Raw genomic sequence first — 26617 nt, forward strand, 5'->3', positions numbered from 1 at the left:
CTGAATACTTGTTTTCCGCCTTCTGATATCGTATCTTTACGAGAATTATATTTACTTAAACAAGCTGACAAACAGAATGAAAATTACCTTGATTAGAGCAGAAAAAGAGAGCGGAAAGGAAGCCCTCAGCACCCTGGAAGCGGATGCACTGATTAAAAAACTGAAAACCGAAACCAAAGCCGGACATGTATCGACCCTCCGGGCCATCCTTCCTCAACTGGAGGGTACTTGCGCCCAATACGAACATATAGACAAACTGCCACGCATCTACCCTGCCGTGGAATATAGCCGTACGCAAGAGGGAGAACGGCAGATGAAGAACTATAACGGACTCGTACAACTGGAAGTAAACCGTCTGTCGGGCATTGCCGAAGCGGAATATGTAAAGCGACAAGCCGCCCTGCTGCCACAGACCTTTGCCGCTTTCTGCGGTTCCAGCGGACGGAGTGCCAAGATATGGGTATTGTTTGTCCTGCCCGACGGCACAACGCCGAAGCGGGAGAGCGATGCCGCCTTGTTTCATGCCCACGCCTACCGTATGGCGGTGAAGTGCTACCAGCCCTTACTGCCGTTTGCCATTACATTGAAAGAACCTTCCCTTACACAGAGTTGCCGCATGACTCTGGATGGATATCCTTACTACAATCCTGCCGCTGTGCCTTTCTGCTTGGAACAACCCCTCGGCATGCCTGAGGAAGAGAACTTCCGGCAACGAAAACTCGCAGAAAAGAACCCGCTGTTGCGGCTGCATCCGGACAGTAAAGCCTCGGACACCTTCGCCATACTCTTCGAATCGGCCCTTGACCGTGCATTTCGCGAATTGGACGGCTGGAAACGGGAGGGGGATTTACGGATACTGCTGGTGCCTCTGGCCGAACATTGTTTCAAGGCAGGCATCCCCGAAGAGGAAGTAGTCCGCCAGACATTGATGCACTATTACCGGGAAGCGGATGAATTCATTGTTCGTCAAACGATTCATAACCTATATCAAGAGCTTAAAGGCTTCGGGAAAAAGAGCAGTCTGACGCAAGAGCAGGAGAGCGTTTTCCGGCTGGAAGAGTTTATGGACCGCCGGTATGAGTTTCGCTACAACACCGTTCTGGATGATTTGGAATACCGTCAGCGCGACTCCGTCCATTTCTATTTCAAGCCTGCTGACCAGCGTGCCCGCAGTACGGTCTCCATGAATGCCCTGAAGGAGGGTATCCGCGTATGGGACCGCGACATCAACCGTTTCCTTACTTCAGACTACGTGCCACTCTATAATCCCGTCGAAGAATACCTTTACGACACCGGCCGCTGGGATGGGAAAGACCGCATCCGGGCATTGGCCGACCTCGTCCCGTGCCACAATCCTCATTGGCGGGAGCTGTTCTACCGCTGGTTCCTGGGCATGGTGGCACACTGGCGTGGAATGGACCGGCAACACGGAAACAATACTTCTCCTCTGCTTGTCGGTTCTCAAGGGTTCCGGAAATCCACCTTTTGCCGCATTTTGCTGCCACCGGAGCTGCGTTTCGGCTATACGGACAGCATCGACTTCAAGAGCAGGCAGGAAGCAGAACGCAGTCTGGGACGCTTTCTGCTCGTCAACATTGACGAGTTCGATCAAATCAACATCAACCAGCAGGGCTTCCTGAAGCATCTGCTGCAGAAACCGGCTGCCAACCTGCGCAAACCCTACGGCAGCACCATCCGTGAGATGCGGCGGTATGCCTCCTTCATAGGCACCAGCAATCAGAAGGACTTGTTGTCCGACCCCAGTGGCAGCCGCCGTTTCATCTGCATTGAGGTCACCGGTCCCATCGATACGAATGTCAGCATCAACTACCGCCAGCTCTATGCGCAGGCTCTGAATGCCGTAGCCAAAGGTGAGCGCTACTGGCTGGATGATGCCGATGAAGCCATCTTGAAGCGGACGAACCGGGAATTTGAACAGCTCACCCCACTGGAACAACTCTTCCACAGCCATTTCCGCGCGGCAGAAGAGGATGAGGAGGGGCAATGGATGATGCCCATGCAGATTCTTTCCGCCTTGCAGACAAAGACGCGTGACCGTCTGGCTATCAATAAGGTGGCCGTATTCGGGCGGACGCTCAAGAAGCTTGAAATACCGAACAAGAAGTCACGGCAGGGGACGCTGTACCATGTAATGCCGCTGGATTAAATGCTCTGCAGTAACCCCGCACAAGCATCTTCCAGAATGTCCAGCACATACTCAAAACCTTCGGAACCGCCGTAATAGGGGTCCGGTACATGGTCGGCATGGGTAAACTTTGTACAGTATTCCGTCATGCGGTGTATCTTGCTCCATTCGGCGGTTGAAGGGGCACGATCTTTCAGGTCGTCGATGTTGCGGTCGTCCATACCGATAATCAGGTCGAAGTTGTAAAAATCCTCGGTACGTACGGGTCGCGAAAGATGCGTCAGATTGTATCCACGGCGGGCGGCATGGGCACGCATCCGGCTGTCCGGCAGTTCGCCCTGGTGATAGGACAGAATGCCTGCAGAATCGATTAAAAACTCATCCGCACGTCCGGCTTCTTCTACCAGATGCTTCATGACTCCCTCTGCCGAGGAGGAACGGCAAATGTTGCCGAGGCAAACGAAAAGTATCTTCTTCATATTTCTTTAGTTACGAGTTATTTACATCGGGTCTACATCATAATACACTATCAGCGACTTGAAGCGGTCTTCCGCCACCATCTCCTTTTGCACCTGGACGAGCAGTTCGCGGGCACGGGCCATCGGGGCATTGGTTTCTATCTTCAAGACAATCTTTCGGATGAACAGGGTCTGTACGCGTGCTACGGGCGGCTTGTCCGGTCCCAGCACACGGTTGCCAAAGACGGTGCGGAGCTTGGCGGCCATAGTCTGTGCCATGAGGTCGAGCAGGGTCTCGTTCCGGTTCTTCAGGTAGACATACACCAGGCGGTAGTAGGGCGGGTAGTGGAACATCTGGCGTTCGGCAAGCTGCCCGCCTACCATGGCTTCGTAGTCGTTGGCAATGACTTGCGGGATGATGGGATGGTCGATGCTTTTGGTTTGTAGCACCACCCTGCCGCGCTTGTTCTTCCGTCCGGCGCGTCCGGCAACCTGCGCCATCAGCTGGAAGGCGCGCTCGTAGGCGCGGAAGTCGGGATAGTTCAGCATGGTGTCGGCATTGAGTATGCCCACAATGCTGACGTGGTCGAAGTCCAGACCCTTGGACACCATTTGCGTGCCTATCAGGATGTCCGTCTTGCCTTGCTGGAAATCGGAGATGATGCGCTCGTAGGCGGTACGGGTGCGGGTGGTGTCCAAGTCCATACGGGCTACGCGGGCGTCGGGGAAGAGGGCTTTGATGTCATCTTCTATTTTTTCCGTGCCGAAGCCGCGGTTGCGCAGGTCAGTGCCCTCGCAGGCGGGGCAGATGCGGGGCAGTTGGTAGGTGTAGCCACAGTAGTGGCAGGTCAGTTGGTTCAGCCCCTTATGGTAGGTGAGGCTGACGTCGCAGTTCTTGCACTTGGGTACCCAGCCGCAGGTGTTGCACTCTATCATGGGGGCGAAGCCGCGGCGGTTCTGAAAGAGGATGACTTGCTCTTTTTGTTCCAGCGCCTCGCGGATATATTGTAGGAGCAGTGGGGAGAACGGACCGTTCATCTTCTTCTTGCGGTGCAGCTCCTTGATGTCTACGGGGATAATCTCCGGCAGTTGTATCTCTTTATAGCGTTCTTTCAGTTCCACAAGGCCATACTTGCCGGATGTGGCATTGTGCCAAGTCTCTACAGAAGGGGTTGCCGTACCCAACAGAGTTTTGGCGCCGTACATGGAGGCGAGTACAATGGCTGCATTGCGGGCATGATAGCGGGGGGCGGGGTCTTGCTGCTTGTAAGTGTTTTCGTGCTCCTCGTCCACAATCACAAGACCGAGGTTGCGGAAAGGAAGGAAAACGGAGGAGCGGACGCCGAGAATAATATCATAGTCTGCTTCCGACAGCTGCTTCTGCCAGATTTCCACCCGTTCGGCATCGGGGAACTTGGAGTGATAGATGCCCAGTCGGGAGCCGAATACGCGTTGCAGGCGCTCTGTGATTTGTGCAGTGAGAGCTATTTCGGGCAGGAGATAGAGCACCTGCTTTCCTTGCCGGATGGTTTCTTCTATCAGGTGAATGTAGACTTCGGTCTTGCCGCTTGCCGTGACGCCATGTAGCAGGCAGACGTTCTTGCTTTGAAAATTCTCTAAGATGGAGTGATAAGCGCGTTGCTGGTGCTCGTTCAGCGGGTTGACGGGGATGACTTCTTTGAGGAGTGCTTTGTCTATGCGACCTATTTCCTGCTGGTAGACTTCGAATACACCACGGTCCACAAGACCGTTGAATACGGCAGGGGTGGCATAGGTGCGTTGCAGCAGTTCGGCTTTGGAGACTTCTTTTATATCTCGTCCGCTGAGGTAGCCGGAGAGTTCCAGATATTTCATCAGCAGGTCCAGTTGCTTGGGGGCACGGCGCTGCAACTCGTCGAAGAAGATGTGCAGGCGGTGTTCGTTGCGGGCGGCGGCGGTGAGGCGTACACGGGTTTCGGTCTTAGGCTTATAGGTACGGCGCAATTCTTCCTTTACGAAGATGGCCTCTTTGTCGAGCAGTGACTTGATGACAGAAAGTATGTTCTTGATGCCGGTCTCCTTCTCCAGTTTCGTCACGCATTGCTCCGGGTCGGCAGAGAGCATATCCAGTATCTTCTGTTCCTTCTCCGGCAGGCGGACATCGGATTCGAAATCGGGGTTGTACTCTACGATTGTTTCGCTTTCCAGCTTCAAGCCAGAGGGTAAGGCAGCTTTGTAGACGTCTCCTTGCGTGCAGAGATAGTAATCGGAGAGCCATTCCCAGAACTTGAACTGCCGCGGAAGCAGTATCGGGCGGGCATCCAGCAAAGCGGACACTTCCTTTACTTCGTATTCGGTGGGGGCACAATAGTGCACGTTGCGCACGATGGCTGTATAGTATTTCTTCCGTCCGAATGGTACTACCACCCGGCAACCAATCTGCACTTCATCCGCCCACTCGTCGGGCAGGGAATAGGTGAAGCAGCTGTGCAAAGGCAAAGGCAATATGACGTCGGCAAACTTTTTCATCGTGGGGACAAAGATAGTGGAAAGTGGAGGGAGAATGAAATGAACGGGGGCATTTTTTATGCTGAGGAGGGGGAGGAGGCTGTTGTGGATTTGGGATGAAGATAAGGGGGGATATGGGTATTGCAGATTTTATGGGTAGGATGGGTGTAGAAGTATGGGGAAACTGGTGCAAGTGTTTTATAAACTTTGTTCGATGTATTAAAATAAGAATGAGTTAGTTATGGTAAAACTATGGCGTCTTGAATAGGAGGTTGTGTCAAAACGTTGGCACAACCTCTTTTATATTTTAAGTTCTGCTATATTTTCTTTTGGCTATGCTACTTTTTCCTCATGCATTTGGCAGCAAGTTGCTATATTCCAATTATATCGGGTTATAAATAGTCCCATAAACAAATATTTGGCAACTGTAATGAGCCCCTTTCCTTCTTTTATCAGTTTAGCGCACATTTTTTTGATATTAAAGGCTATAGCAAAGAAAGCAAAGTCCATTGTAACCTTGTCTTCTCCCACATGCCGGAATCTTCTGTATGCCATGTTGTATTTCATTTGTCCAAACACAGCTTCTGGTTCTATACACCTCCTGCCTCTATGCTTGATACCTTCTTCTGAGAGCAACCTTTCCCGTGCCTGCCGTTTGTATTGATTTAATCGGTGGTTGACTTCTATAATACGGTTCCCCCGAGCTTTAAAACAACTGCCACGCAAAGGGCAACCTTCGCATCTTTTTGCTTTATACCGGGCACTTTCGGTGATGTATCCGCTCGCTGTCTTGTCACGTTTGGTTCCTATACGGTTCATGTGCTGTCCCATAGGACAAACGTAATAATCCTCTTGGGCATTGTAATGGAGACTTTCGGCATGGAACGGGTTGGGAGTATAACGGGGACGCTGTTCTTTATGGAAGTAATTGTACTTGATGAAGGCTTCTATCCCATTCTCCTGCATGAACCGGTAATTTTCTTCCGAACCGTAACCGGAGTCTGCCACGCAGATATTCGGTAAACGGTTATAGCGGTACTGGAAAGAGTGGAAAAAAGGTATGAGGGTCAGTGTATCGGTAGGGTTGGGAAACAGACGGAAGTCTGTGATAAATTGGTTTTCAGTACCTATTTGCAGATTATATCCGGGTTTGGTCTGCCCGTTCTTCATGGCATCTTCTTTCATGCGCATGAATGTGGCACCAGGATCGGTCTTGGAATAGGAGTTACGTTCTCCAAGGGTATCAAGGTGATTGTCATATTCTATCAGCTTGTCACGATACCCTTCAAGTTCCCTGACCTGCTTCTTCTTTTTGCGCAGGGCTTTCTTTTCTTCCTTATCCTTTGTTGCAGGCTGGCGTTCCAGGGCTTCTTTAAGTTCATCCACTATGTCAGAGAGCCTGCAGGAAGTAAACTCCACGGATGTGTCTTTTATAGAGTTCTCCTGTGCAATGGTTTCATCCACCTGCTCCAAGAGAATACGGATTTTATCCATTAGTCTCGTACGGTTCCGTTCGACTGTCTTGCGCCAGACAAAAGTATATTTGTTGGCTTTGGATTCAATCTTGGTGCCGTCAATATACTCCACATCAAGGCTGATGAAACCTTTATCGGCAAGGACAAAAATCAACTGGGTAAATACATTATTTATTTCCTCCTTTACACGGTTACGAAAACGGTTGATCGTGATAAAATCCGGATGCTCATTACCGGCAAGCCAAATATAATGAATGTCACGAAGGAGGTGCTTCTCTATTTTACGGCAAGAATAGATATTATTCATGTAGGCGTAGATTATCACCTTAAGCATCATTTTAGGATGATAAGGACAACGGCCCGTTTCCTTATAAAGCTTCTTGAAACTCTCAAGATTGAGGTTGTCAATAACAGCATTCACGATGCGGACCGGGTCGTTCGCAGCTATGTTTTCATCAATTCTTTGTGGAAAAAGAACGGTTTGGTTGGGAATGTAAGGACGAAAATGTAACTTTGCCATAACGAAAAACTTTATGCCTAAAGATACGAAAACTTTGGGTAATAACAAAGCCCGGGCTTGAGAAAGTCTGGGCTTTGCGCATAAAAAAAGGCTGTGTCAGCATTTTGACACAACCTCTTTTGGGAGTTACTTCCACAGCGGGGTAAATGCCGATGGACAGGGGGATGCAGGAGGTGGGTGGAAGTGTGGAAGCAAAGTAGGGAGAAAAAAGTAGGAGAAAACAATTTTGTTTTCTCCTACCCTCATAAAGTACGGAAGCTTATTTTTTCAGTTAGGCTTCTCTTTCATCAATTACTAAGAATGAAAAAATTATTTCTTAATAACGAAGTATGGATATTCCTCAGGATTTTCGTGTCCGAAGAAGTCTACCATTGTGAACTTCAAGGTTGCAATAACATCAGAAGTCGGTGGATTTTGTCCCAATCTTGAAACAAATACAAATTCTTGAGTAACCGCATCAAATGTTACAGTAAAGTATTCGTCATCCACATTGTTAGAAGCCAAGTGGCATTCTTTGATATTTGCAGCAACAAAAGTAGGCGTGTAATCTATATCACCTTTCTTGAAGTTCAGAATATTAGCAAGAGCAATTCTTGTTTCAGAAACGTTATAGGTTAAGGATTCCTTAATTGGATTCTTCTTGTCATCAAAGTTCTTCCATTCAGAAGTGAAACCTTCACCACATACAAGTCTCAGTTTGAAGTTCTGGGCAGCCGGGGCTTTTACAGTGTAAGAGTAGTCTGCCGTTTCTGATGAAACATTGCTGTACTTATAGGATACGGTTACATCGTACATCTTTCCTTCTGGTTTATCTGCAAACAGAGCTGCTGCTTTATCCTTGTCATTGTTTACATCGAGATAGAATCCATATCTAGCAACACTTGCCTTATCAGAGTAGAATACAATCTGCTTTTCTGCGCAAGTGAATGTATAGTTGAAGTCGATGATTGCGTTGGTAGGATCAGAAACGCCATTGAATGCTGTACCCAGATTATGGATAGTAGTATTCCAGTTAACTTCTGTTACTTCAACAACCTTTGCGCCTTCTTTGTCAAGTTGGTTGGCCTTAGCAGAGAATGCAGCAGGGAATTCTGGCATCTTCTTGGTTATTTCAATGGCAACTTTCTTAACTATTACATTCTTCTTACTATCGGTAAAGTTGAAATACATCTTATAAGTACCATTATCCTTGAACTTATTCAAATTACCCTTCAATGAAATAACTAACTTGCCTTCCTGTCTGTCGAAGTTTTTGACGAAATTTTCATTGTCATTCGGATTATTCTCTATGTCAAATATCAAATTACCTTCCTCATATTCATTATATTTATCTTCAAACAGTTTCAGAAGTTCTTCGTCCAAATCAATCTCAACATCACGTTCGTAATCATCATCAGGAGCATTCCATACCGGTACGTAATCAGCCTTCAACGTAGTAGTCATAGCATCGATGTCGCCTACTGCTACATAGAATGCCTTACCGTCCGGGTCAACCAAAGAACCGTTATTATTTACTGCATATACGCGGAAACCGATAATGTCACCATCAGCCTTCTCTGCATTGATAGACATTTCAATCTTACGGTTTGTCGTAATTGTATTCAGTCCTTCGATATCTGCCTCATAAGAGTTCCATGCCGTGATTTCAGACGGAGCACTTTCTACGGCACGTTGCGCGTCGAGCACTACATAGAAACCATAGATACCACTGATATCCTCATCACTATAACTCAATTCTACGGTAAACTTTTCACCCACTTTTGTAGAGAAGAAAGATTTGCTAGAACCTTCTTTGTCACGGTTATCGCCACCCCTCCAAAGGTCTTGGTCTCTCCATATGCCATATTTAGTAGTAGCATCAATAGATACATAAGAGCCGTTTTCCTCTATACGGTTTCCGTTTCTATCAACATTCCATTTATAGTCATAGAACAGCTTTTTGCTTGCATCAGCAGTTAAAGTTCCATCTTCAGCATACTGGAAACGGTTACGCAGATCATTCACATCCTTGTCGTTGACCTTGAAATTCAGTTCATACTGCGGTGTATATACAGAACCCAGTGTCAATTCATAACCGGTTGTCACACTACGTTCCACGTCGCCCGGTTTGTCTGTTACTGCTACTGCGTAGAGAATATCCTTCAGTTTCTTCACCGGTTCGTCTTCAGCGTTGCCGCTCTTATAGTCAAACTTTGCAGCTTTCAGCAAATTCTCTTCTGTATAGTTATCCTTGTTCAACTTGAATACGACTTTCCACAGACCATTAGAAGATACACCTCTGGTGGTTACTGTGCCTTTAAACTGCTCCACTTTCTCAACAGTCACCAGTTCATCTAGATTGCCCAGTGCAGAATTGACAAATGAAATCTGTCCTTCGGTCAAGGTGGCATTAGCCGGTGACACACGAATCAATACAGAGTCGCTGATGAATGCTCTTTCACCTTTTTTGAACTCCTTTTGATTAATGATTTCATAAGAATTTGCCTCTATTTCGTCGGAGCTGCCTTTACCAAACACACGGTCTTCTACAGCTTCAGCAGTACGCAAATCCATTATAGAAGGCTCACCTTCAATAATATTGTCAGTTTTGCTGCCGAATGAATAATTCAACAATTCTACATGAGTAACAGCTTTACTGAATGCAGCAGAAATCAAGTCTAATTTAGCGCCTACAACTTCTGTTACTTGTGCTGCAATTTTTGCAGCCATTTCTTCTGTCAGCTCGCCAGCTTGCAATTTTTCCAAATCAGCTTTTAAAGCAGCAATGGCAGCATCGTTGGTTCCTTTATATTCATCCAAAGCGGCAATTTGTGCTTCAATGGCAGCTTTGTTCTTACCAATCTGTTCTGCATTGGCAGCGACATCAGCTTTCAAGGTAGTGATGCTGCTCTGCAAAGCTACATCTGCTGCTGCCAATTTTTCCAATGTTGCTTCAGTAGTAGTTTTGAACTGTTCCAAAGTCTGGATTCTACCTGAAATTTCAGCCAGTTTTTCTTCTATTGCTGCTATACCGGCTTTGTCGGCCTCTTGCAACTCGGCTTTGACTTTTTCCAATTCAGCCTTTGCTGCAGCAATAGCAGCTTCTTGTGCTGCAAGGGCAGCCTTTGAAGCCTCGTCTTTTGCAGCAGCGATTTCACTCTGCAAACCACTTTGTGCAGACTGCAAATTGCTGATTGAGCTCTCTACAGCAGTAATCTTGGCACTCAGACCATTTTGACCGTCGATTTGTTCCTGCAAGTTGTTGATGTCATCATCGTAGTCCTTACAAGACGTAAACGTTCCTGCAGTACCAACCATTAAGGCACTGAACAGGATCACACTTAGAAACTTCTTGTTCATAATTGAAAACTTTAAATTTATAAATTTAAAAAATAAAAAAGTGAATAATCTCTCATTTTATATTCCATTCCTATATCCGTTTTGTTATATGATTTTCCGTTACTTCGCAGGTAATGAAATCTTGTTAATTTCATTAATAATCAGGGAATAAGGAGGGAATAGGCTGATTTTGTTCAGAATAGTAAAAATCAGTCCGTTAGGATATTGGAAAGATAATATATAGTCTTAATCCCCAACATCATAGAAAAGCTACAATAGAAATTATGAAGTGAAAAAGTGCCTAATTTTCAATCAAAGCTTCTATCTTTCAGTTTATTGCTTACGTTGGGAATTTTTTTGTAAAGTCGATATCAATCCGTTCCTCAAAACTTTGTTTGAAGATTATAAAAAAGAAACAACAAGTTTGCTCTACTTCCTCAAAAGAAGTAATCTCTTTTATACTGGATATCCTTCGTTTTTTACAAAAGAAATTACCTTCTGATTGGCTTCGTCAATCTTTCTGTTGCTGAAAGGCTTCAGATAGGTTTCCGTCACTGTGATGGAGGAGTGCCCCATGGCTTCTGATATGATTCCGGGATGTATCTCGCAGTGGTAAGCCATGGTGGCCCAAGTATGTCTCGCGGCATAACTACTGAGTGCCGACTGCATTCCCAGACACTGCCTGAGCACTGCCAAACGTTGGTTGAATGCCCTGAGTGCCGACTGGTATTCCCGGTATGCCGCTTCTGTGCCTTCCTCACTTTGTAATATGGGGAATAAATAAGGAGAGTCCTTGTCCTTGTTTGCTATTATTCTCACCATCTGCATGGCTTCGGGTGTGAGTGACACGGTTAGTGCCCGTCCCGTCTTCCTGCGCCTATAAGACAAGGTGTTTCCTTGTAAGTCCCTTTTGTGCAGATACGCTAGGTCTACAAAAGGAATCCCTCTTAGCATAAACATCAATACAAAGAAAATTTTTGTTTTCTGTCGGGTGTTGGGAGAATTACCGGCCTGCAGGTTCATCTCTGTCTCTCGCACCAAAGAGCCTATGTCGGAAGCTTCGAGCGCTTTCTTCCTATCTGTCCGTGTACCGGTATATACATGTTCAAACAGTCTGGGTACATATCGCACCAGCTTTCTGTCCACTGTCCGGTTGTAAACCGAGCGTATTGCTTTAATATAGGTGGATACCGTATTCCAACTACAATTCCTCTGCCTGAGGAAGTTTTCGAATCTCTTCAGTACGGTCGGGCTCAGCTTGCGCATGGGCACCGGTTGCCATTTGGCGAATACCGAGAATACATTCACCGTTGACTGGTAGATGTGTGCTGTTCCCCACCTGCCGCTTTCCCGGAGTTCCCCAATGACTGAGGAGAACATCTCTTGTAAGGTAATTTCATTTCTGTTCATTTTCAAATTATTTATAAAAAGGTTTATCCTGCAATTATAAATAAATTGAGAGCAAGTGCAAAGGCATCATTCTGAAATCTGCGAAACGGGAATGATGCCGTATCCGGCAGCTTATTTGTTGGCTAACGTCTGTTTAGTGGCTGATATACGTATCCTGGAAGAACCGTTTGTTGTCGTTCAGGCTGCAAGTGGCATCCACTCCGGCTTGTTGCAGGCGTTCGGTAATCTCATTCAGCTTTTTCCTCGAAACCCTTCCGATATAAAACAGACGATAGCGGTAATCGTTGTCCAGCAATTCCATGACGTGCGTGAAATTCTGTTCGCGGGCAAAGTCGAAGTTTACTTTTCTTAGGTTTTGGTACGGATAGCGGATGTTCCTGCCTACGCTGTGTATGATGAGGCCGTCATTGTCCAGCGTCAGGTAACAGAAGCGGGTCATCAGCATGCTGATGAAAAAAAGACTTAATGCAAACGAAATGGTAGCCGGAATGAAGCCCCACCATACGTTGCCACTGACGGAATAATATCCCAAGATAAGGGACACTAGGAATAAGACAAAGAACCAGAACATATAGAGTGACGGGCGCTGGTATGTTTCTGTGGGAATCTTTGCGGCTGTCCGTTCCCTCGGTGCGTAGTTGTCGAAGGGGATTTCTTGGGAGACCAGGTAGCGGATGACCGAGGAAGGGTGACGGAAAGGAGGCAGATAGATTGCTTTTTCTTTCCCTTCCTTTAGATGTAAAGTCAGTATGCCCGGACCGTATTTGTCTTTTGCAGCCAGGTTGCTTTTGCGGGGAACCTGGTGGTAACGCTTCATGAAACTGAAACTCTTGATTTGGTGCAGTCCGATGTGCTGGCTTTGCAGCAGTTGTTCGGCTCTTTTCTGTTCTTTACTGGTCACTTCCATAGTTCTTATTTTTTAAGTTCGGGATAACTGATGCGGGTATGGTATATAGTCTTCAGCTTCTCCTTGAATACGTTCTTCACGGTGGCGATATCCTTGAAGGTGATGGGGCATTCCTTGAAATAGCCTTCTGCCACTTGCGAATCGATAATCTTGTCTACCAGGTTGCTGATGCTCTCTTCCGTATATTCGGGCAGACTGCGTGAAGCGGCTTCCACCGAATCGGCCATCATCAGGATAGCCTGCTCTTTGGTGAACGGGTTGGGACCGGGGTAAGTGAATGCCTCCTCGTTGGGGGCTTCACCGGGGTGTTCGTTTTTCCAGGAGATATAGAAATACTTCGTTTTTCCACGACCATGGTGAGTGGTGATGAAATCCTTGATTACTTTGGGGAGATTGTTCTTCTCGGCCAGCTTCAGCCCGTCCGTCACATGGCTGATGACGACTTGGGCACTTTGCTCATAGCCCAGATTCTTGTGCGGATTGACTCCGCCCGACTGATTCTCGGTGAAGAACACCGGATTCTCCATCTTGCCGATGTCATGATACAGCGCTCCGGTACGTACCAGCTGGCTTTTGGCTCCGATGCGGTTGGCCGCTTCTGCCGCAAGGTTGGCAACCTGCATGGAATGCTGGAAGGTGCCGGGAACTGTCTCGGACATGCGGCGCAGCAGGCTGTTATTGATGTTGGACAATTCGACCAGGGTGACATTGGAGGTAAAGCCGAACGTCTTTTCCACCAGGAAGAGCAGGGGATAGGTGAACAGCAGCAACACTCCGTTGATGACGAAATAGGTGTACATGCTTCCGTTGATTTTTGTCAAGTCGTTTTCTGTAATCAGCTCAAAAGCAAAGTAGACGGCAGCGTAGGTCAATATGACGAGGAAGGCTGTTCGGAACAGTTGCGACCGTTGTGAAAGCTCCCTCAGACTGAAGATGGCAACCAGTCCCGCCGAGAGTTGCAGAAGAATGAATTCATGCGGATAGCGCAGGCAGATGGAGCATATCAGTATGGTGGTGACTTGTGCGATGAAGGCCGTGCGTGAGTCGAGGAACACCCGGATGATGACCGGCAGCATGGCATACGGGATGATATAGACATTGAATATGTTGTTGGCAACCATGATGGCCGTCACCACGCAATAGAACATGATGAGGGCGAAGAGCAGGGAGAGGCTGCCCTTGCGCTTGTAGTAATCTTTACGGAACAAGTCGAGGTAGAGCATGAAACACAGCATGAAGATACTGGCAAACAGTACCTGCCCCGCCAGCATCAACCGTTTTTGCCCGATGGACTCACTGCGTTTGATGGATTCTTTCCGTAGACTTTCAAGGATGTTGTATGTCTCCTGGCTGACAATCTCGCCGCGGTCGATGATTTTCTGTCCGCTCAGTACGATGCCGTTGGCCCATGAATAGTTGTCGAGCATCTCCTTCTTGGCGGTCTCTGTCCGCTGCTCGTCATAGGTTAGATTAGGAAACAGATATTCGTTCAGCGAGCATTGCCGTAGAATGTCCGGGCGGTAGTGGGCGGTATCGGCCGTGAGTATATAGTTATAGGCATCCTTCACCGAATATACCTTGTTGATGTCCTGCTGGTTGGCCAGTTTGTCGTTAATGACCATGATGGCGGTTGTGCTGTCCTTATGCAGTTGGTTCAACTCTTCGGTGGAAACGATGCCGGCGCGATATACTTCAGAGAGTTTCCTTTCCAGAAAGCGGACGTAGTCGGTGGAGGGAAGCAGGCCGCGCAGGTGGGTCTGATAGTCTGCCTTCAACTTGGCGAGCACACTTTTCTCAATGCTTTTGTCCAGCTGGAAATACGGCTGGAAGGCGGCGAGGATACTGTCCTGCTCGCGTTTCACCACTTCGTCGGCCTTATAGATGGGGAAGTCGAAGGTGGCCATGAGCTGTCCGTACTTCCAGGGCTTGTCAATGTCGAACTGGTAGTTGAATTTACCGTCACGTGGCAGAAAATAGACAATAATCCCCACAGTGCCGATGAATATCAGTGCTCTGTATAGCAAATCTCTGAGTGAGAACTCTTTTTGGGTATTGAAATAACTCATATCGGCTGAAATTTTTGCGAAAAGTACAAAAAAAAACATTAGTGTGGAAAAAAAGGTTTAATTTTGCCGTCTAAAATATTCATAAGTAAGGTAGATTATGACAGAAAGAAAGGTCAGAGTCCGTTTTGCCCCGAGTCCTACGGGGGCGTTGCACATCGGCGGTGTGCGTACAGCTTTATACAATTATCTCTTTGCGCGTCAGCATGGAGGAGATTTGATATTTCGTATTGAAGATACTGATTCCAACCGGTTTGTACCGGGTGCGGAAGAATATATCCTGGAGTCTTTCAAGTGGTTGGGCATCCCGTTTGACGAGGGCGTGAGTTTCGGTGGAGACCATGGCCCGTACCGTCAGTCGGAACGTCGGGAAATATACAAGAAGTATGTTCAGATTCTGCTGGAGGCCGGAAAAGCCTACATCGCTTTCGATACTCCTGAGGAGCTGGAAGTAAAGCGTGCGGAGATTGCGAATTTCCAGTACGATGCTTCTACCCGCATGCAGATGTGCAATTCACTGACCCTTCCTAAAGAAGAGGTAGACGCGCTGATTGCTGCCGGTAAGCAGTACGTGGTGCGTTTCAAGATAGAGCCGAACGAAGATGTGCATGTGAACGACTTGATTCGTGGGGAAGTGGTGATAAACTCTTCCATTCTTGATGACAAGGTTCTTTATAAATCGGCAGATGAACTACCTACTTACCATCTGGCCAATATTGTGGACGACCATTTGATGGAAGTGTCCCATGTGATACGTGGTGAGGAATGGTTGCCTTCCGCACCGTTGCATGTATTGCTCTACCGTGCCTTTGGGTGGGAGGATACCATGCCTGCCTTTGCGCATTTGCCCTTGTTGCTGAAGCCCGAGGGTAACGGCAAATTGAGTAAGCGTGACGGCGACCGTCTGGGCTTCCCGGTTTTCCCGTTGGAGTGGCATGACCCCAAGTCGGGAGATGTCTCTTCAGGTTACCGCGAATCTGGTTATCTGCCCGAAGCGGTCATTAATTTCCTGGCTCTGCTGGGCTGGAATCCGGGCAATGACCAGGAACTGATGTCTATGGATGAATTGGTGAAATTGTTTGATTTGAGCCATTGTAGCAAGTCGGGTGCCAAATTCGACTATAAGAAAGGTATCTGGTTCAACCATGAGTACATCATGATGAAACCGGATGCGGAGATAGCTTGTCTTTTCAGGCCGGTGCTGGAGTCTAACGGCATAGATGCCTCCAACTATAGCGACGAGTTCCTTACGAAAGTGATTTCACTGGTGAAGGGACGCGTCAACTTCGTAAAGGAACTGTGGGACCAGACCCGTTTCTTCTTCGTAGCTCCCACGGAATATGCGGCAAAGGATGTGAAGAAACGTTGGTCGGAAGATACTCCCCGCATCATGGCTGAATTGATGGATGTGCTGCGCGGTATCGGGGATTTCTCCTCCAAGCCTTCCGAAGATATTGTGATTGGCTGGATTACCGAGCGTGGCTATCACATGGGAAATGTGATGAATGCCTTCCGCTTGTCAGTGGTGGGCGAGTGTAAAGGTCCGCACATGTTCGACATTACCGAGCTGATTGGCAAGGAAGAGACGTTGGTCCGTATACAGCGTGCTGTTGATGCTTTAAAGTGAATAAATCTTCTTCATCCTTAATCCATATAGTATGCTATATGACTTGGCAATAGCCATCTACGATATTCTGGTGCATCTGGCTGCTCCATTTAGCCGTAAGCCCCGAAAGATGATGAAGGGACACTGGGTGGTTTATGAACTTCTCCGGCAGCAGTTGGAGAAGGACGTGCGCTATATATGGTTCCATGCCGCTTCTTTGGGGGAGTTCGAGCAGGGACGGCCGTTGATTGAGAAAATTCGTGCCAAATATCCGGATTACGGTATTCTGCTGACTTTCTTCTCGCCGTCGGGCTATGAGGTCCGCAAGAATTATAGGGGGGCAGACGTTGTCTGCTACCTGCCTTTCGACAAGCCTCGAAATGTGAAGAAGTTCCTGGATATCGTGAATCCCTGCATGGCATTCTTCATCAAGTACGAGTTCTGGAAGAACTATCTGGACGAACTGCATAAGCGTCGTATTCCGGTGTACAGCATTTCCTCCATTTTCCGTCGCGGGCAAGTATTTTTCAAGTGGTATGGCGGTACGTACAGACATGTGCTGCGCGACTTCGACCATTTGTTTGTGCAGAATGAACGCTCCAAACGCTATCTGGCGAAGATAGGCATCAGCCGTGTCACGGTGGTGGGGGATACCCGTTTTGACCGTGTGCTGCAGATTTGTGAGGAAGCTAAGCGTCTGCCTTTGGTGGAGCTTTTCAAGAACAATACGATGACTTTTGTGGCAGGAAGCTCTTGGCAGCCGGACGAGGATTTATTTATTGAATACTTCAATCAGCATCCGGAGGTGAAGTTGATTATCGCTCCGCATGTCATCGACGAGAACCATCTGGTAGAGATTATCCGTAAACTGAAACGCCCTTATGTGCGCTATACCCGTGCCAACGAGAAGAATGTCCGTAAGGCCGATTGCCTGATTATTGATTGCTTCGGGCTGCTCTCTTCCATTTACCGCTATGGCGAGATTGCCTATATCGGAGGTGGTTTCGGAGTGGGAATCCACAATACCCTTGAGGCTGCAGTTTATGGCATTCCGGTGATTTTCGGACCGAAGTATCAGAAATTTCAGGAGGCCATCCAGTTGCTGGAGACAAAAGGCGCTTTCTCGGTGAAGGATTATGAGGAGCTGAAAACTTTGCTCGACCGTATGCTGACAGATGAAGTCTTTTTGCGCGAATCAGGCATGAATGCAAGCAATTATGTGACCAGCAATGCCGGTGCGACGGATAAGATAATGAGTATGATAAACTTTTAGAAGAGTAAAGAGTGATAACGATAGGGCGATAAAGGTGATGGAATGGCATCCCTTTATCGCCCTGTTTTTTAGGGGGGCCTTGCCTCCCTTTATTTGTACCAGTCGGAATACATCAGATAGTTGTGTGCAATCTTCTGGTTCAGCTCCTTGGCCTGCTTCGGGTCCACTTTCTTGATGAACTTGGCGGGGACTCCTCCCCAAATGCTTCCCGGCTCGATGACCGTATTACTCAATACCAGGGAACCGGCGGCGACAATGGCCCCTTCGCCCACTACTGCGTGGTCAAGGATGGTGGAACCCATCCCTACCAAAGCATAGTCCTTGATGGCAGCTCCGTGGATGGTCACGTTGTGCCCCACGGATACGTGGTCTCCTATCTCTATGGTCGATTTCTCGTACAAGGTATGGAGTACGCTTCCATCCTGGATATTTACTCCGTTTCCTATGCGGATTGAATTTACGTCACCTCGCAGCACGGTGCTGAACCAGATGCTGCAATCCCGTCCCATCTTGACGTCACCAATGATAACCGCATTGTCCGCCAAAAAACAATTCTCCCCGATTTCGGGAGTGAATCCTCTTACTGATTTTATTAATGCCATTTTTTAGTGATTAGTAGTTAGGTTACTGCATGCTTCCTTCAGCCATTCCCGTTCTTCTTCGTTCAGGCTTGGCGAAAGTTTCTCGTATACATGCTGGTGATAGTTGTCCAGCCATGCCGTTTCCTCTGCCGTCAGCATCTCTTTGATGATACCTTTCTTGCAGATGGGGCAGAGGGTAATGGTTTCGAATTTCAGGTAATTTCCGAACATGCCTTCACGGTCCTTCACGGTCAGCATCAGGTTTTCTGTGCGTATTCCATGACTTCCGGCTTTATAGACGCCCGGTTCGTTGGAAGTGACCATTCCTGGCCGGAGGGTTACCGGATTCTCGTTCATACGGATGCTTTGCGGACCTTCGTGCACATTGAGGAAATGACCTACGCCGTGTCCGGTACCATGCAGGAAGTTCATGTGGTGCTGCCATATCGGCATGCGGGCCAGTACATCCAGTTGCGCTCCTCGCGTACCTTCCGGGAAGACAGCCATGGCAAGGTTGATATGTCCTTTCAGTATCAGGGTGTAGTCCGTCTTCTCTTCTTCGGTCAGTTCCCCCAGTGCGATGGTGCGGGTGATGTCGGTAGTGCCGTCCAGGTATTGCGCACCCGAGTCCAGGAGCAGGAATCCCTCGGGTTTCAGTGGCACGTCCGTTTCCGGAGTGGCTTCGTAGTGTACAATGGCTCCATGCTCCTTGTACCCGGCAATGGTGTCGAAGCTTTCCCCCATGTAGAGTGGCTGTGCGGCACGGAATTCGTGTAGTTTCTTGTCTACGCTGATTTCTGTCTCGTTGCCTGCGGGAACGGCCTCCTCCAGCCATTTCAGGAATTTCACCAGTGCCACTCCGTCGCGTTGCATGGCTGCGTGGATGCCGGCTATTTCCCGGTCATTGCGGACTGCTTTCAGCAAGGCTATCGGTGAGCGCTCGTCAAGTACCCGGCAGGAAGGGGGGAGGGCAGAATAAACGGCATAATTCGTCCTTCCCATGTCGAGCATGATGCTGCCGTCCGGTATTTTTGTCACAAAGGATTCGGTGTCCTCATAAGCGTGGATGGTGACGCCGGCTTCTTCCAGATAGGCTGAAAGCTCTTCCGTTACTTTCTCGGGCTGGATGAAAAAGTGTGTTTCTTGTTCGTTGATTATCAGATAGCTCACTACTACGGGGTTGCAATGCACATCGTTGCCGCGTATGTTGAGTGCCCATGCTATCTCGTCCAATGCCGACACCAATAATACGTCTGCTTCGCTTTTCTTCATTTCCCGGCGGATATCAGCCAGTTTGTCCGGGCAGCTTTTCCCGGCGTATTTCACCTCGTGGATAAAGGCGGGTGCTTCGGGCATGGGAGGGCGGTCTGTCCATATCTCATTCATCGGGTCGGCAATGCTCTTTATGGTGATGTCGTTTTTTGCCAAATCCTCTTGCAGGGCTATGGCTTGTGTGGTGGAAAATACCTTTCCGTCTATACCTACAACTGAATTCGCTGTAAGGTTCTCCCGCAGGAAATCGAGGATGCTGGGCGTTTCGGGCAACATTTCCTTGTATAAGTCGATGCCGCTGCCTTCCAGCTGCTGCTCGGCTTGGAGAAAATAGCGGGAATCTGTCCACAGCCCCGCCTTGTCGGTGGTAATCACTACCGTGCCTGCCGAACCGGTAAAACCTGATATCCATTCTCTTGATTTCCAGTACGGTGCTACGTACTCGCTTAGGTGCGGGTCGGTACTGGGGATAATGAAAGCGTCTATGCCTTCTCTTTTTAACAATGCCCGTAAAGCATCTATACGTTGATTGATTGTCTGAGCCATATTTTTATAAATGTAATTAAGTAGGCGTGTAAATGAGTTTATAATCTCTCCATTCTCTGCTTTCAAAGTTACACATTCTCTTTTAAAAAATTGCCATGCTTCACGGATTTTAGCGGATTGGCTCAATAAAAACATCTTTCCCTCTGCTCATTCGTTTGATAATTAGGAATTATGGGTAATTTTTTTGCAGAAAGTTTTGTGAATAAAGAAAGTATGTGTAATTTTGCCGCTCAATTTGATCGTGAGATTTTTAAACCATTAACATTTAATTAAAAGAAAATGATTGTAGTACCTGTAAAAGAAGGCGAAAACATTGAAAAAGCGCTGAAGAAATTCAAAAGAAAGTTTGAAAAAACTGGCACAGTTAAGGAATTGAGACGCAGACAACAGTTCGATAAACCGTCTGTGACTAAAAGACTTAAGAAAGAACGTGCTGTTTACGTTCAACAACTTCAGCAAGTAGAAGATTAATAATTCGTAAATTCCTTTGAATTATTGAATTCTTTTTCATACATTCGTTGCATGATTTTAGATATGTAGCGATATGTTGTTGACAGATTCTTTTCTTGACTATCTTCTGTACGAGCGGAACTATTCCAAAGGTACGATTGAGTACTATCGGACAGATATTCTTGAACTGCAGAGGTTTGGAGAAGAAATGTGGGGGGACTTGACTCCATCGGATGTAGATGCAGAACTTGTTCGTGAATGGATTGCTTCCTTGATGGACAAAGGACTTGCTTCTAATACGATAAACCGAAAGCTGAGCTCTATCCGGACATATTATAAATTCCTTTTGAGGAGAGGTGAGGTTGCGGTAGATCCGTTACGAAAAGTTACGGGGCCCAAAAAGAAAAAACCGCTTCCAGTATTTCTGAGAGAAGGTGAGATGGATAGGTTGTTGGATGATATGGATTTTGGTGAAGGTTTTGAAGGGTGTCGCGACCATATGATTGTTGAAATGTTCTATGCTACCGGCATGCGACTTTCAGAATTGATAGGGTTGGATGACAAAGATATTGATTTTTCGGCTTCTCTCGTTAAAGTGACAGGAAAGCGGAATAAGCAACGTCTTATACCTTTTGATGAGGAGCTGGGGCGCTCGATGAGGGAATATGTCAATGTGCGGAATGAGGCTGTTCCGGTTCGCTCGGATGCTTTTTTTATCCGGAAGAATGGAAAGAGGCTTTACCGCGGTATCGTAGCATGCCTTGTGAAACGAAACCTTTCGAAGGTAGTGACTGTAAAAAAAAGAAGTCCCCACGTGCTGAGGCACACCTTTGCAACGGCTATGCTGAACAATGGTGCTGATTTAGGTTCGATAAAAGAACTCCTCGGGCACGAGAGTCTGGCGACAACGGAAATTTATACGCATACTACTTTTGAAGAGCTTAAAAAAGTGTATAATCAGGCTCATCCCCGAGCCTAAAGTAAAAAGGAGGTAAGTATGGAAGTAAGAATTCAATCGATTCACTTTGATGCGTCAGAGCAATTGCAGTCTTTCGTTCAAAAGAAAGTTGCTAAGTTGGAGAAATTTTACGACGATATAAAGAAAGTAGAGGTGTCATTAAAGGTAGTAAAACCAGAAACAGCCGAAAATAAAGAAGCCGGAGTGAAAGTGTTGGTTCCCAATGGTGAGTTTTATGCAAACAAGGTTTGTGATACGTTTGAAGAAGCGGTAGATTTATGTCTGGAAGCTTTGGGAAAACAGCTGGTTAAGTACAAGGAAAAGCAACGGAGCAAATAATTTTCCGCTAAAATTTTGCGGGTAAAAAATAAATGTCTAAATTTGCAGCCGTTTCGCTCACGCAATGAACGTTACGGTTGCATTTTTTAGCTTGCCTCTTTAGCTCAGTTGGCCAGAGCACGTGATTTGTAATCTCGGGGTCGTTGGTTCGAATCCGACAAGAGGCTCGCTCAAGGATGAGTGGAATAAGTCTTTCTTCACGAGGTGGAGGTGATATGAAAACGGAAATCGTTCGGGTAAAGTTTACTCTGCGATGATTTAGTAAGGAAAAGAGTTCTTTTTATAATGTAGGGGCAAATACCAGAGTGGCCAAATGGGGCAGACTGTAAATCTGCTGGCTTACGCCTTCGGTGGTTCGAATCCATCTTTGCCCACAACTCTTATTCTCCTTGCTGTTATAGCTCAGCGGTAGAGCACTTCCTTGGTAAGGAAGAGGTCCCGGGTTCAAGTCCCGGTAACAGCTCACAAAAATGTAAAAGCTGATTATTAATCAAATAAATAACAAGTAAAGCTATGGCTAAAGAGAAATTCGAACGTACCAAACCGCACGTAAACATTGGTACAATTGGTCACGTTGACCACGGTAAAACCACGTTGACAGCTGCTATCACTACAGTGTTGGCAAAGAAAGGTCTTTCTGAACTGCGTTCTTTCGATTCTATCGATAACGCTCCTGAAGAAAAAGAAAGAGGTATCACTATCAATACTTCTCACGTAGAGTATGAAACAGCTAACCGTCACTACGCTCACGTAGACTGCCCGGGTCACGCTGACTACGTAAAGAACATGGTAACTGGTGCTGCTCAGATGGACGGTGCTATCATCGTAGTTGCTGCTACTGATGGTCCGATGCCTCAGACTCGTGAGCATATCTTGTTGGCTCGTCAGGTAAACGTACCGAGATTGGTTGTATTCATGAACAAGTGTGATATGGTAGACGACGCTGAAATGTTGGAGCTCGTTGAAATGGAAATGCGTGAACTGCTTTCAGCTTACGAATTCGATGGCGACAACACTCCGTTTATCCAGGGCTCTGCTCTTGGTGCGTTGAATGGCGTTGAAAAGTGGGAAGAGAAGGTTATGGAGCTGATGGAAGCTTGTGATACTTGGATTCCTCTGCCTCCGCGTGATGTTGATAAACCGTTCTTGATGCCGGTTGAAGACGTATTCTCAATCACTGGTCGTGGTACTGTAGCTACTGGTCGTATCGAAGCTGGTGTTATCCATGTAGGTGACGAAGTTGAAATCCTTGGTTTGGGTGAAGACAAGAAGTCAGTTGTAACTGGTGTTGAAATGTTCCGCAAGTTGCTGGATCAGGGTGAAGCTGGTGACAACGTAGGTCTGTTGCTCCGCGGTATCGACAAGAACGAAATCAAACGTGGTATGGTTCTTTGTAAGCCCGGTCAGATTAAACCTCACTCTAAGTTCAAAGCTTCTATCTACGTTTTGAAGAAAGAAGAAGGTGGTCGTCACACTCCGTTCCACAATAAATACCGTCCTCAGTTCTATCTGCGTACTATGGACTGTACAGGTGAAATCACTCTTCCGGAAGGAACTGAAATGGTAATGCCTGGTGATAACGTAGAAATCACTGTAGAACTGATCTACCCGGTAGCATTGAACGTAGGTTTGCGTTTCGCTATCCGTGAAGGTGGTCGTACGGTAGGTTCTGGTCAGATTACTGAAATTCTTGACTAATAACCAATATAATCTTAATCAGTTCCCGGTATACATCGGGAACTGATTATGTACAAACGGGAGTAGCTCAGTTGGTAGAGCACCGGTCTCCAAAACCGGGTGTCGGGAGTTCGAGCCTCTCCTCCCGTGCTAATATTTTTGAAATGAAGAAGATTGTAGCTTATTTTAAAGAAACTTACGACGAACTTGTTCATAAAGTGTCGTGGCCTACGTATTCTGAACTTACTAACAGTGCAGTAGTTGTTTTATATGCTTCCCTACTAATTGCAGTGGTAGTATTTGCGATGGACTTCTGTTTCCAGCATCTGATGGAATTTGTTTATCCACATTAAAAGTAAGAAGAAATGTCTGAGATTGAAAAGAAATGGTACGTTTTGCGTGCTATTAGCGGAAAAGAAGCTAAGGTAAAGGAATACCTTGAAGCTGATATTAAAAACAGCGACCTTGGTGATTACGTATCTCAGGTATTGATTCCTACCGAAAAGGTATATCAGGTTCGCAATGGTAAGAAAATTGTGAAAGAGAGAAGTTATCTCCCTGGTTACGTTTTGGTGGAGGCTGCTCTGGTGGGTGAGGTTGCTCATCATCTGAGAAATACTCCTAATGTGATAGGGTTCTTGGGTGGTTCGGAAAAACCCGTACCTCTGAGACAGTCGGAAGTGAATCGTATACTTGGTACGGTTGACGAATTGCAGGAATCAGGTGAAGACTTGAGTATCCCGTATGTAGTCGGCGAGACTGTAAAGGTGAATTACGGTCCGTTCAGTGGATTCAGTGGAATCATTGAAGAAGTGAACACCGAGAAGAAGAAACTGAAGGTCATGGTCAAGATATTCGGACGGAAGACTCCGCTCGAATTGGGCTTTATGCAAGTTGAAAAAGAATAGTGCAGGTGTTACGCTGTAGTATTCTTCATTAATGTTTATATATAAATCAATTAGAAAATGGCTAAAGAAGTTGCTGGACTAATCAAATTACAGATTAAAGGAGGCGCGGCAAATCCATCTCCCCCAGTAGGACCTGCTTTGGGTTCCAAGGGTATCAATATCATGGAGTTTTGCAAGCAATTCAACGCCAGAACCCAAGACAAAGCAGGAAAGATTCTTCCTGTGATTATCACTTACTACGCAGACAAGTCTTTCGATTTTGTAATCAAGACTCCTCCCGTGGCTATCCAGTTGTTGGAAGTGACGAAGCAAAAGAGTGGTTCTGCTGAGCCTAACCGTAAGAAGGTTGCCGAGATTACTTGGGAACAAGTTCGTACGATTGCTCAGGACAAAATGGTTGACTTGAACTGTTTCACTGTAGAAGCTGCCATGAAAATGGTTGCCGGTACAGCTAGAAGTATGGGTATCGCTGTAAAAGGGGAGTTCCCGGTTAATAATTAATAAACTTCAATTAGAATGGGTAAACTGACAAAAAATCAAAAGTTGGCTGCAGAAAAAATTGAAGCAGGGAAAGCATACTCTCTCAAGGAAGCTGCTCAGTTGGTAAAAGAAATCACTTATACCAAGTTTGACGCTTCTCTGGATATCGACGTACGTTTGGGCGTTGACCCGCGTAAGGCCAACCAGATGGTGAGAGGTGTTGTATCACTTCCTCACGGTACTGGTAAGGTTGTACGCGTTTTGGTGCTTTGTACACCAGATGCTGAAGCTGCTGCAAAAGAAGCCGGAGCTGACTATGTTGGTCTTGACGAATATATTGAAAAGATCAAAGGTGGATGGACTGATATTGATGTGATTATCACTATGCCGTCCATCATGGGTAAGATTGGTGCACTCGGTCGTGTGCTCGGTCCTCGTGGATTGATGCCTAACCCCAAGAGTGGCACTGTAACTATGGATGTTGCTAAAGCTGTAAGAGAAGTAAAACAAGGTAAAATCGACTTCAAGGTTGACAAGAGCGGTATTGTTCATACTTCTATCGGTAAAGTTTCATTTAGCGCTGAGCAAATTCGCGACAATGCGAAAGAATTCATCTCTACTTTGAATAAATTGAAACCGACTGCAGCCAAGGGTACATATATTAAGAGTATTTATCTTTCTAGCACGATGAGTGCGGGCATCAAGATTGACCCGAAAACAGTAGAAGAAATCTAATAAAACGGAGTAATAATGAGAAAGGAAGATAAAAGTACGATTATTGAGCAGATTGCTGCTACAGTGAAGGAATACGGTCACTTCTATTTGGTGGATACCACTGCCATGAATGCTGCTACAACCAGCATGTTGAGAAGAGAATGTTTCAAAGCTGACATCAAATTGATGGTAGTTAAGAATACATTGCTTCACAAGGCATTGGAAAGCCTGGAAGAAGACTTTTCTCCGCTTTATGGTTCTCTGAAAGGTACAACTGCCGTAATGTTCAGCAACGTTGCTAACGCACCGGCCAAGTTGATCAAAGATAAGGCTAAGAATGGTATTCCCGGACTGAAGGCTGCATATGCAGAAGAAAGCTTCTATGTTGGTGCTGACCAGTTGGATGCTCTCGTAAGTATCAAGAGTAAGAATGAAGTTATTGCCGATATCGTTGCATTGCTGCAGTCACCGGCCAAGAATGTTATTTCTGCTCTGCAATCAGGTGGTAACACCCTCCACGGAGTTCTCAAGACTCTTGGTGAACGTCCCGAAGCGTAAATTTCGGAAAAAGAATTATATCAATTTATTTAGTATTTAAACAATTAAAAATCATACAAAAATGGCAGATTTGAAAGCTTTTGCAGAACAATTAGTTAACTTGACAGTAAAAGAAGTTAATGAACTTGCAACAATCCTGAAAGAAGAATATGGTATTGAACCTGCTGCTGCAGCTGTAGCTGTTGCTGCTGGTCCTGCAGCTGGTGGTGCTGCTGCCGCAGAAGAAAAGACTTCTTTCGACGTAGTATTGAAGAGCGCTGGCTCAGCTAAACTTCAGGTAGTTAAAGCCGTTAAGGAAGCTTGCGGTCTTGGCTTGAAGGAAGCTAAGGACATGGTAGACGGTGCTCCTAGCGTAGTAAAAGAAGGTTTGGCTAAAGACGAAGCAGAATCATTGAAGAAAACATTGGAAGAAGCTGGAGCTGAAGTTGAACTTAAATAACATTAGCCTGTAAATCAGGTAATTCGGTTAGG

At 46.6% G+C, this 26617-nt stretch carries 22 protein-coding genes and 4 tRNA genes; 17 read left to right on the top strand and 9 right to left on the bottom strand.

The window, feature by feature from the left end; translation table 11 throughout:
- The first annotated feature begins 76 nt into the window (after positions 1–76).
- Entirely contained in the window at positions 77–2167 is a 2091-nt protein-coding gene (locus tag H1A11_RS17045) for a BT4734/BF3469 family protein (RefSeq protein ID WP_181757495.1), read from the top strand.
- On the opposite strand, the gene H1A11_RS17050 is transcribed toward H1A11_RS17045, so the two are convergent.
- From H1A11_RS17050 to H1A11_RS17080, 7 genes are all read right to left on the bottom strand, one after another.
- Positions 2164–2625, bottom strand: a complete 462-nt coding sequence (locus H1A11_RS17050; RefSeq protein ID WP_005825832.1) for a low molecular weight protein-tyrosine-phosphatase — start codon at positions 2623–2625, stop codon at positions 2164–2166. The two genes, H1A11_RS17045 and H1A11_RS17050, sit on opposite strands and share 4 nt — an antisense overlap.
- 21 nt (positions 2626–2646) lie before the next feature.
- Positions 2647–5112, bottom strand: coding sequence for a primosomal protein N' (gene priA / locus H1A11_RS17055; protein ID WP_181757496.1), 2466 nt, complete (start codon positions 5110–5112; stop codon positions 2647–2649).
- A gap of 312 nt (positions 5113–5424) precedes the next feature.
- Positions 5425–7086, bottom strand: a complete 1662-nt coding sequence (locus H1A11_RS17060) for an IS1182 family transposase (RefSeq protein ID WP_061411457.1) — start codon at positions 7084–7086, stop codon at positions 5425–5427.
- A gap of 309 nt (positions 7087–7395) precedes the next feature.
- Positions 7396–10425, bottom strand: coding sequence for a cell surface protein (locus tag H1A11_RS17065; protein WP_181757497.1), 3030 nt, complete (start codon positions 10423–10425; stop codon positions 7396–7398).
- Positions 10426–10860: 435 nt separating this feature from the next.
- Entirely contained in the window at positions 10861–11814 is a 954-nt protein-coding gene (locus H1A11_RS17070; protein ID WP_181757498.1) for a site-specific integrase, read from the bottom strand.
- A 133-nt stretch (positions 11815–11947) separates the two neighbouring features.
- Positions 11948–12721: a hypothetical protein gene (locus tag H1A11_RS17075; RefSeq protein WP_181757499.1), complete on the bottom strand. Its 774-nt coding sequence runs from the start codon at positions 12719–12721 to the stop codon at positions 11948–11950.
- Between the two features lie 5 nt (positions 12722–12726).
- Positions 12727–14787 (bottom strand): HD family phosphohydrolase, encoded by a 2061-nt coding sequence (locus H1A11_RS17080; protein WP_117600993.1) that lies wholly within the window; start codon positions 14785–14787, stop codon positions 12727–12729.
- A gap of 97 nt (positions 14788–14884) precedes the next feature.
- Between H1A11_RS17080 and gltX the strand changes: the two genes are divergently transcribed.
- Positions 14885–16411 (top strand): glutamate--tRNA ligase, encoded by a 1527-nt coding sequence (gene gltX, locus H1A11_RS17085; protein ID WP_119961940.1) that lies wholly within the window; start codon positions 14885–14887, stop codon positions 16409–16411.
- A 31-nt stretch (positions 16412–16442) separates the two neighbouring features.
- A complete protein-coding gene (locus H1A11_RS17090) occupies positions 16443–17663 on the top strand; it encodes a 3-deoxy-D-manno-octulosonic acid transferase (protein ID WP_117600995.1) in 1221 nt (406 codons plus the stop codon).
- Positions 17664–17752: 89 nt separating this feature from the next.
- Here H1A11_RS17090 and H1A11_RS17095 read toward each other — a convergent pair whose 3' ends face one another.
- Both H1A11_RS17095 and H1A11_RS17100 read right to left on the bottom strand, forming a co-directional pair.
- On the bottom strand, positions 17753–18265 hold the full coding sequence (locus tag H1A11_RS17095; RefSeq protein WP_117600996.1) for a gamma carbonic anhydrase family protein: 513 nt from the start codon (positions 18263–18265) through the stop codon (positions 17753–17755).
- Between the two features lie 3 nt (positions 18266–18268).
- Complete coding sequence (locus tag H1A11_RS17100; RefSeq protein WP_181757500.1) at positions 18269–20062, bottom strand: aminopeptidase P family protein; 1794 nt, start codon at positions 20060–20062, stop codon at positions 18269–18271.
- A 279-nt stretch (positions 20063–20341) separates the two neighbouring features.
- Between H1A11_RS17100 and rpsU the strand changes: the two genes are divergently transcribed.
- The 14 genes from rpsU (at position 20342) to rplL (ending at position 26585) form a co-directional block, all read left to right on the top strand.
- Positions 20342–20533 carry a 30S ribosomal protein S21 gene (rpsU, locus tag H1A11_RS17105; RefSeq protein WP_005825735.1) on the top strand — a complete coding sequence of 64 codons (192 nt, stop codon included), beginning with the start codon at positions 20342–20344 and terminating at the stop codon, positions 20531–20533.
- Between the two features lie 73 nt (positions 20534–20606).
- Positions 20607–21491, top strand: coding sequence for a tyrosine recombinase XerC (xerC, locus tag H1A11_RS17110; protein ID WP_117966499.1), 885 nt, complete (start codon positions 20607–20609; stop codon positions 21489–21491).
- An 18-nt stretch (positions 21492–21509) separates the two neighbouring features.
- A complete protein-coding gene (gene hpf, locus H1A11_RS17115; RefSeq protein ID WP_117600999.1) occupies positions 21510–21809 on the top strand; it encodes a ribosome hibernation-promoting factor, HPF/YfiA family in 300 nt (99 codons plus the stop codon).
- 93 nt (positions 21810–21902) lie between these two features.
- Positions 21903–21976: transfer RNA gene (locus H1A11_RS17120), tRNA-Thr, on the top strand.
- A gap of 124 nt (positions 21977–22100) precedes the next feature.
- A tRNA-Tyr gene (locus H1A11_RS17125) sits at positions 22101–22183 on the top strand.
- Between the two features lie 17 nt (positions 22184–22200).
- A tRNA-Thr gene (locus H1A11_RS17130) sits at positions 22201–22272 on the top strand.
- 50 nt (positions 22273–22322) lie between these two features.
- The gene (gene tuf / locus H1A11_RS17135) at positions 22323–23507 is read left to right on the top strand and encodes an elongation factor Tu (protein WP_117601000.1); all 1185 of its coding nucleotides are present in this window, start codon (positions 22323–22325) and stop codon (positions 23505–23507) included.
- Positions 23508–23563: 56 nt separating this feature from the next.
- Positions 23564–23636: transfer RNA gene (locus tag H1A11_RS17140), tRNA-Trp, on the top strand.
- A gap of 14 nt (positions 23637–23650) precedes the next feature.
- Positions 23651–23839 (top strand): preprotein translocase subunit SecE, encoded by a 189-nt coding sequence (gene secE, locus H1A11_RS19790; RefSeq protein WP_005825726.1) that lies wholly within the window; start codon positions 23651–23653, stop codon positions 23837–23839.
- 12 nt (positions 23840–23851) lie between these two features.
- Positions 23852–24394, top strand: a complete 543-nt coding sequence (nusG, locus tag H1A11_RS17150) for a transcription termination/antitermination protein NusG (RefSeq protein ID WP_005825724.1) — start codon at positions 23852–23854, stop codon at positions 24392–24394.
- 57 nt (positions 24395–24451) lie between these two features.
- Positions 24452–24895, top strand: a complete 444-nt coding sequence (gene rplK / locus H1A11_RS17155; RefSeq protein WP_005825722.1) for a 50S ribosomal protein L11 — start codon at positions 24452–24454, stop codon at positions 24893–24895.
- A gap of 15 nt (positions 24896–24910) precedes the next feature.
- The gene (gene rplA / locus H1A11_RS17160; RefSeq protein ID WP_005825721.1) at positions 24911–25609 is read left to right on the top strand and encodes a 50S ribosomal protein L1; all 699 of its coding nucleotides are present in this window, start codon (positions 24911–24913) and stop codon (positions 25607–25609) included.
- A gap of 15 nt (positions 25610–25624) precedes the next feature.
- Positions 25625–26146, top strand: a complete 522-nt coding sequence (gene rplJ / locus H1A11_RS17165) for a 50S ribosomal protein L10 (RefSeq protein ID WP_005825719.1) — start codon at positions 25625–25627, stop codon at positions 26144–26146.
- Positions 26147–26207: 61 nt separating this feature from the next.
- A complete protein-coding gene (gene rplL / locus H1A11_RS17170) occupies positions 26208–26585 on the top strand; it encodes a 50S ribosomal protein L7/L12 (protein ID WP_004291279.1) in 378 nt (125 codons plus the stop codon).
- The last annotated feature ends 32 nt before the right edge of the window (positions 26586–26617 follow it).

Origin of the sequence: Bacteroides sp. CACC 737 (assembly GCF_013874375.1) — a bacterium.
In the GTDB taxonomy this organism is placed as follows: domain Bacteria; phylum Bacteroidota; class Bacteroidia; order Bacteroidales; family Bacteroidaceae; genus Bacteroides; species Bacteroides uniformis.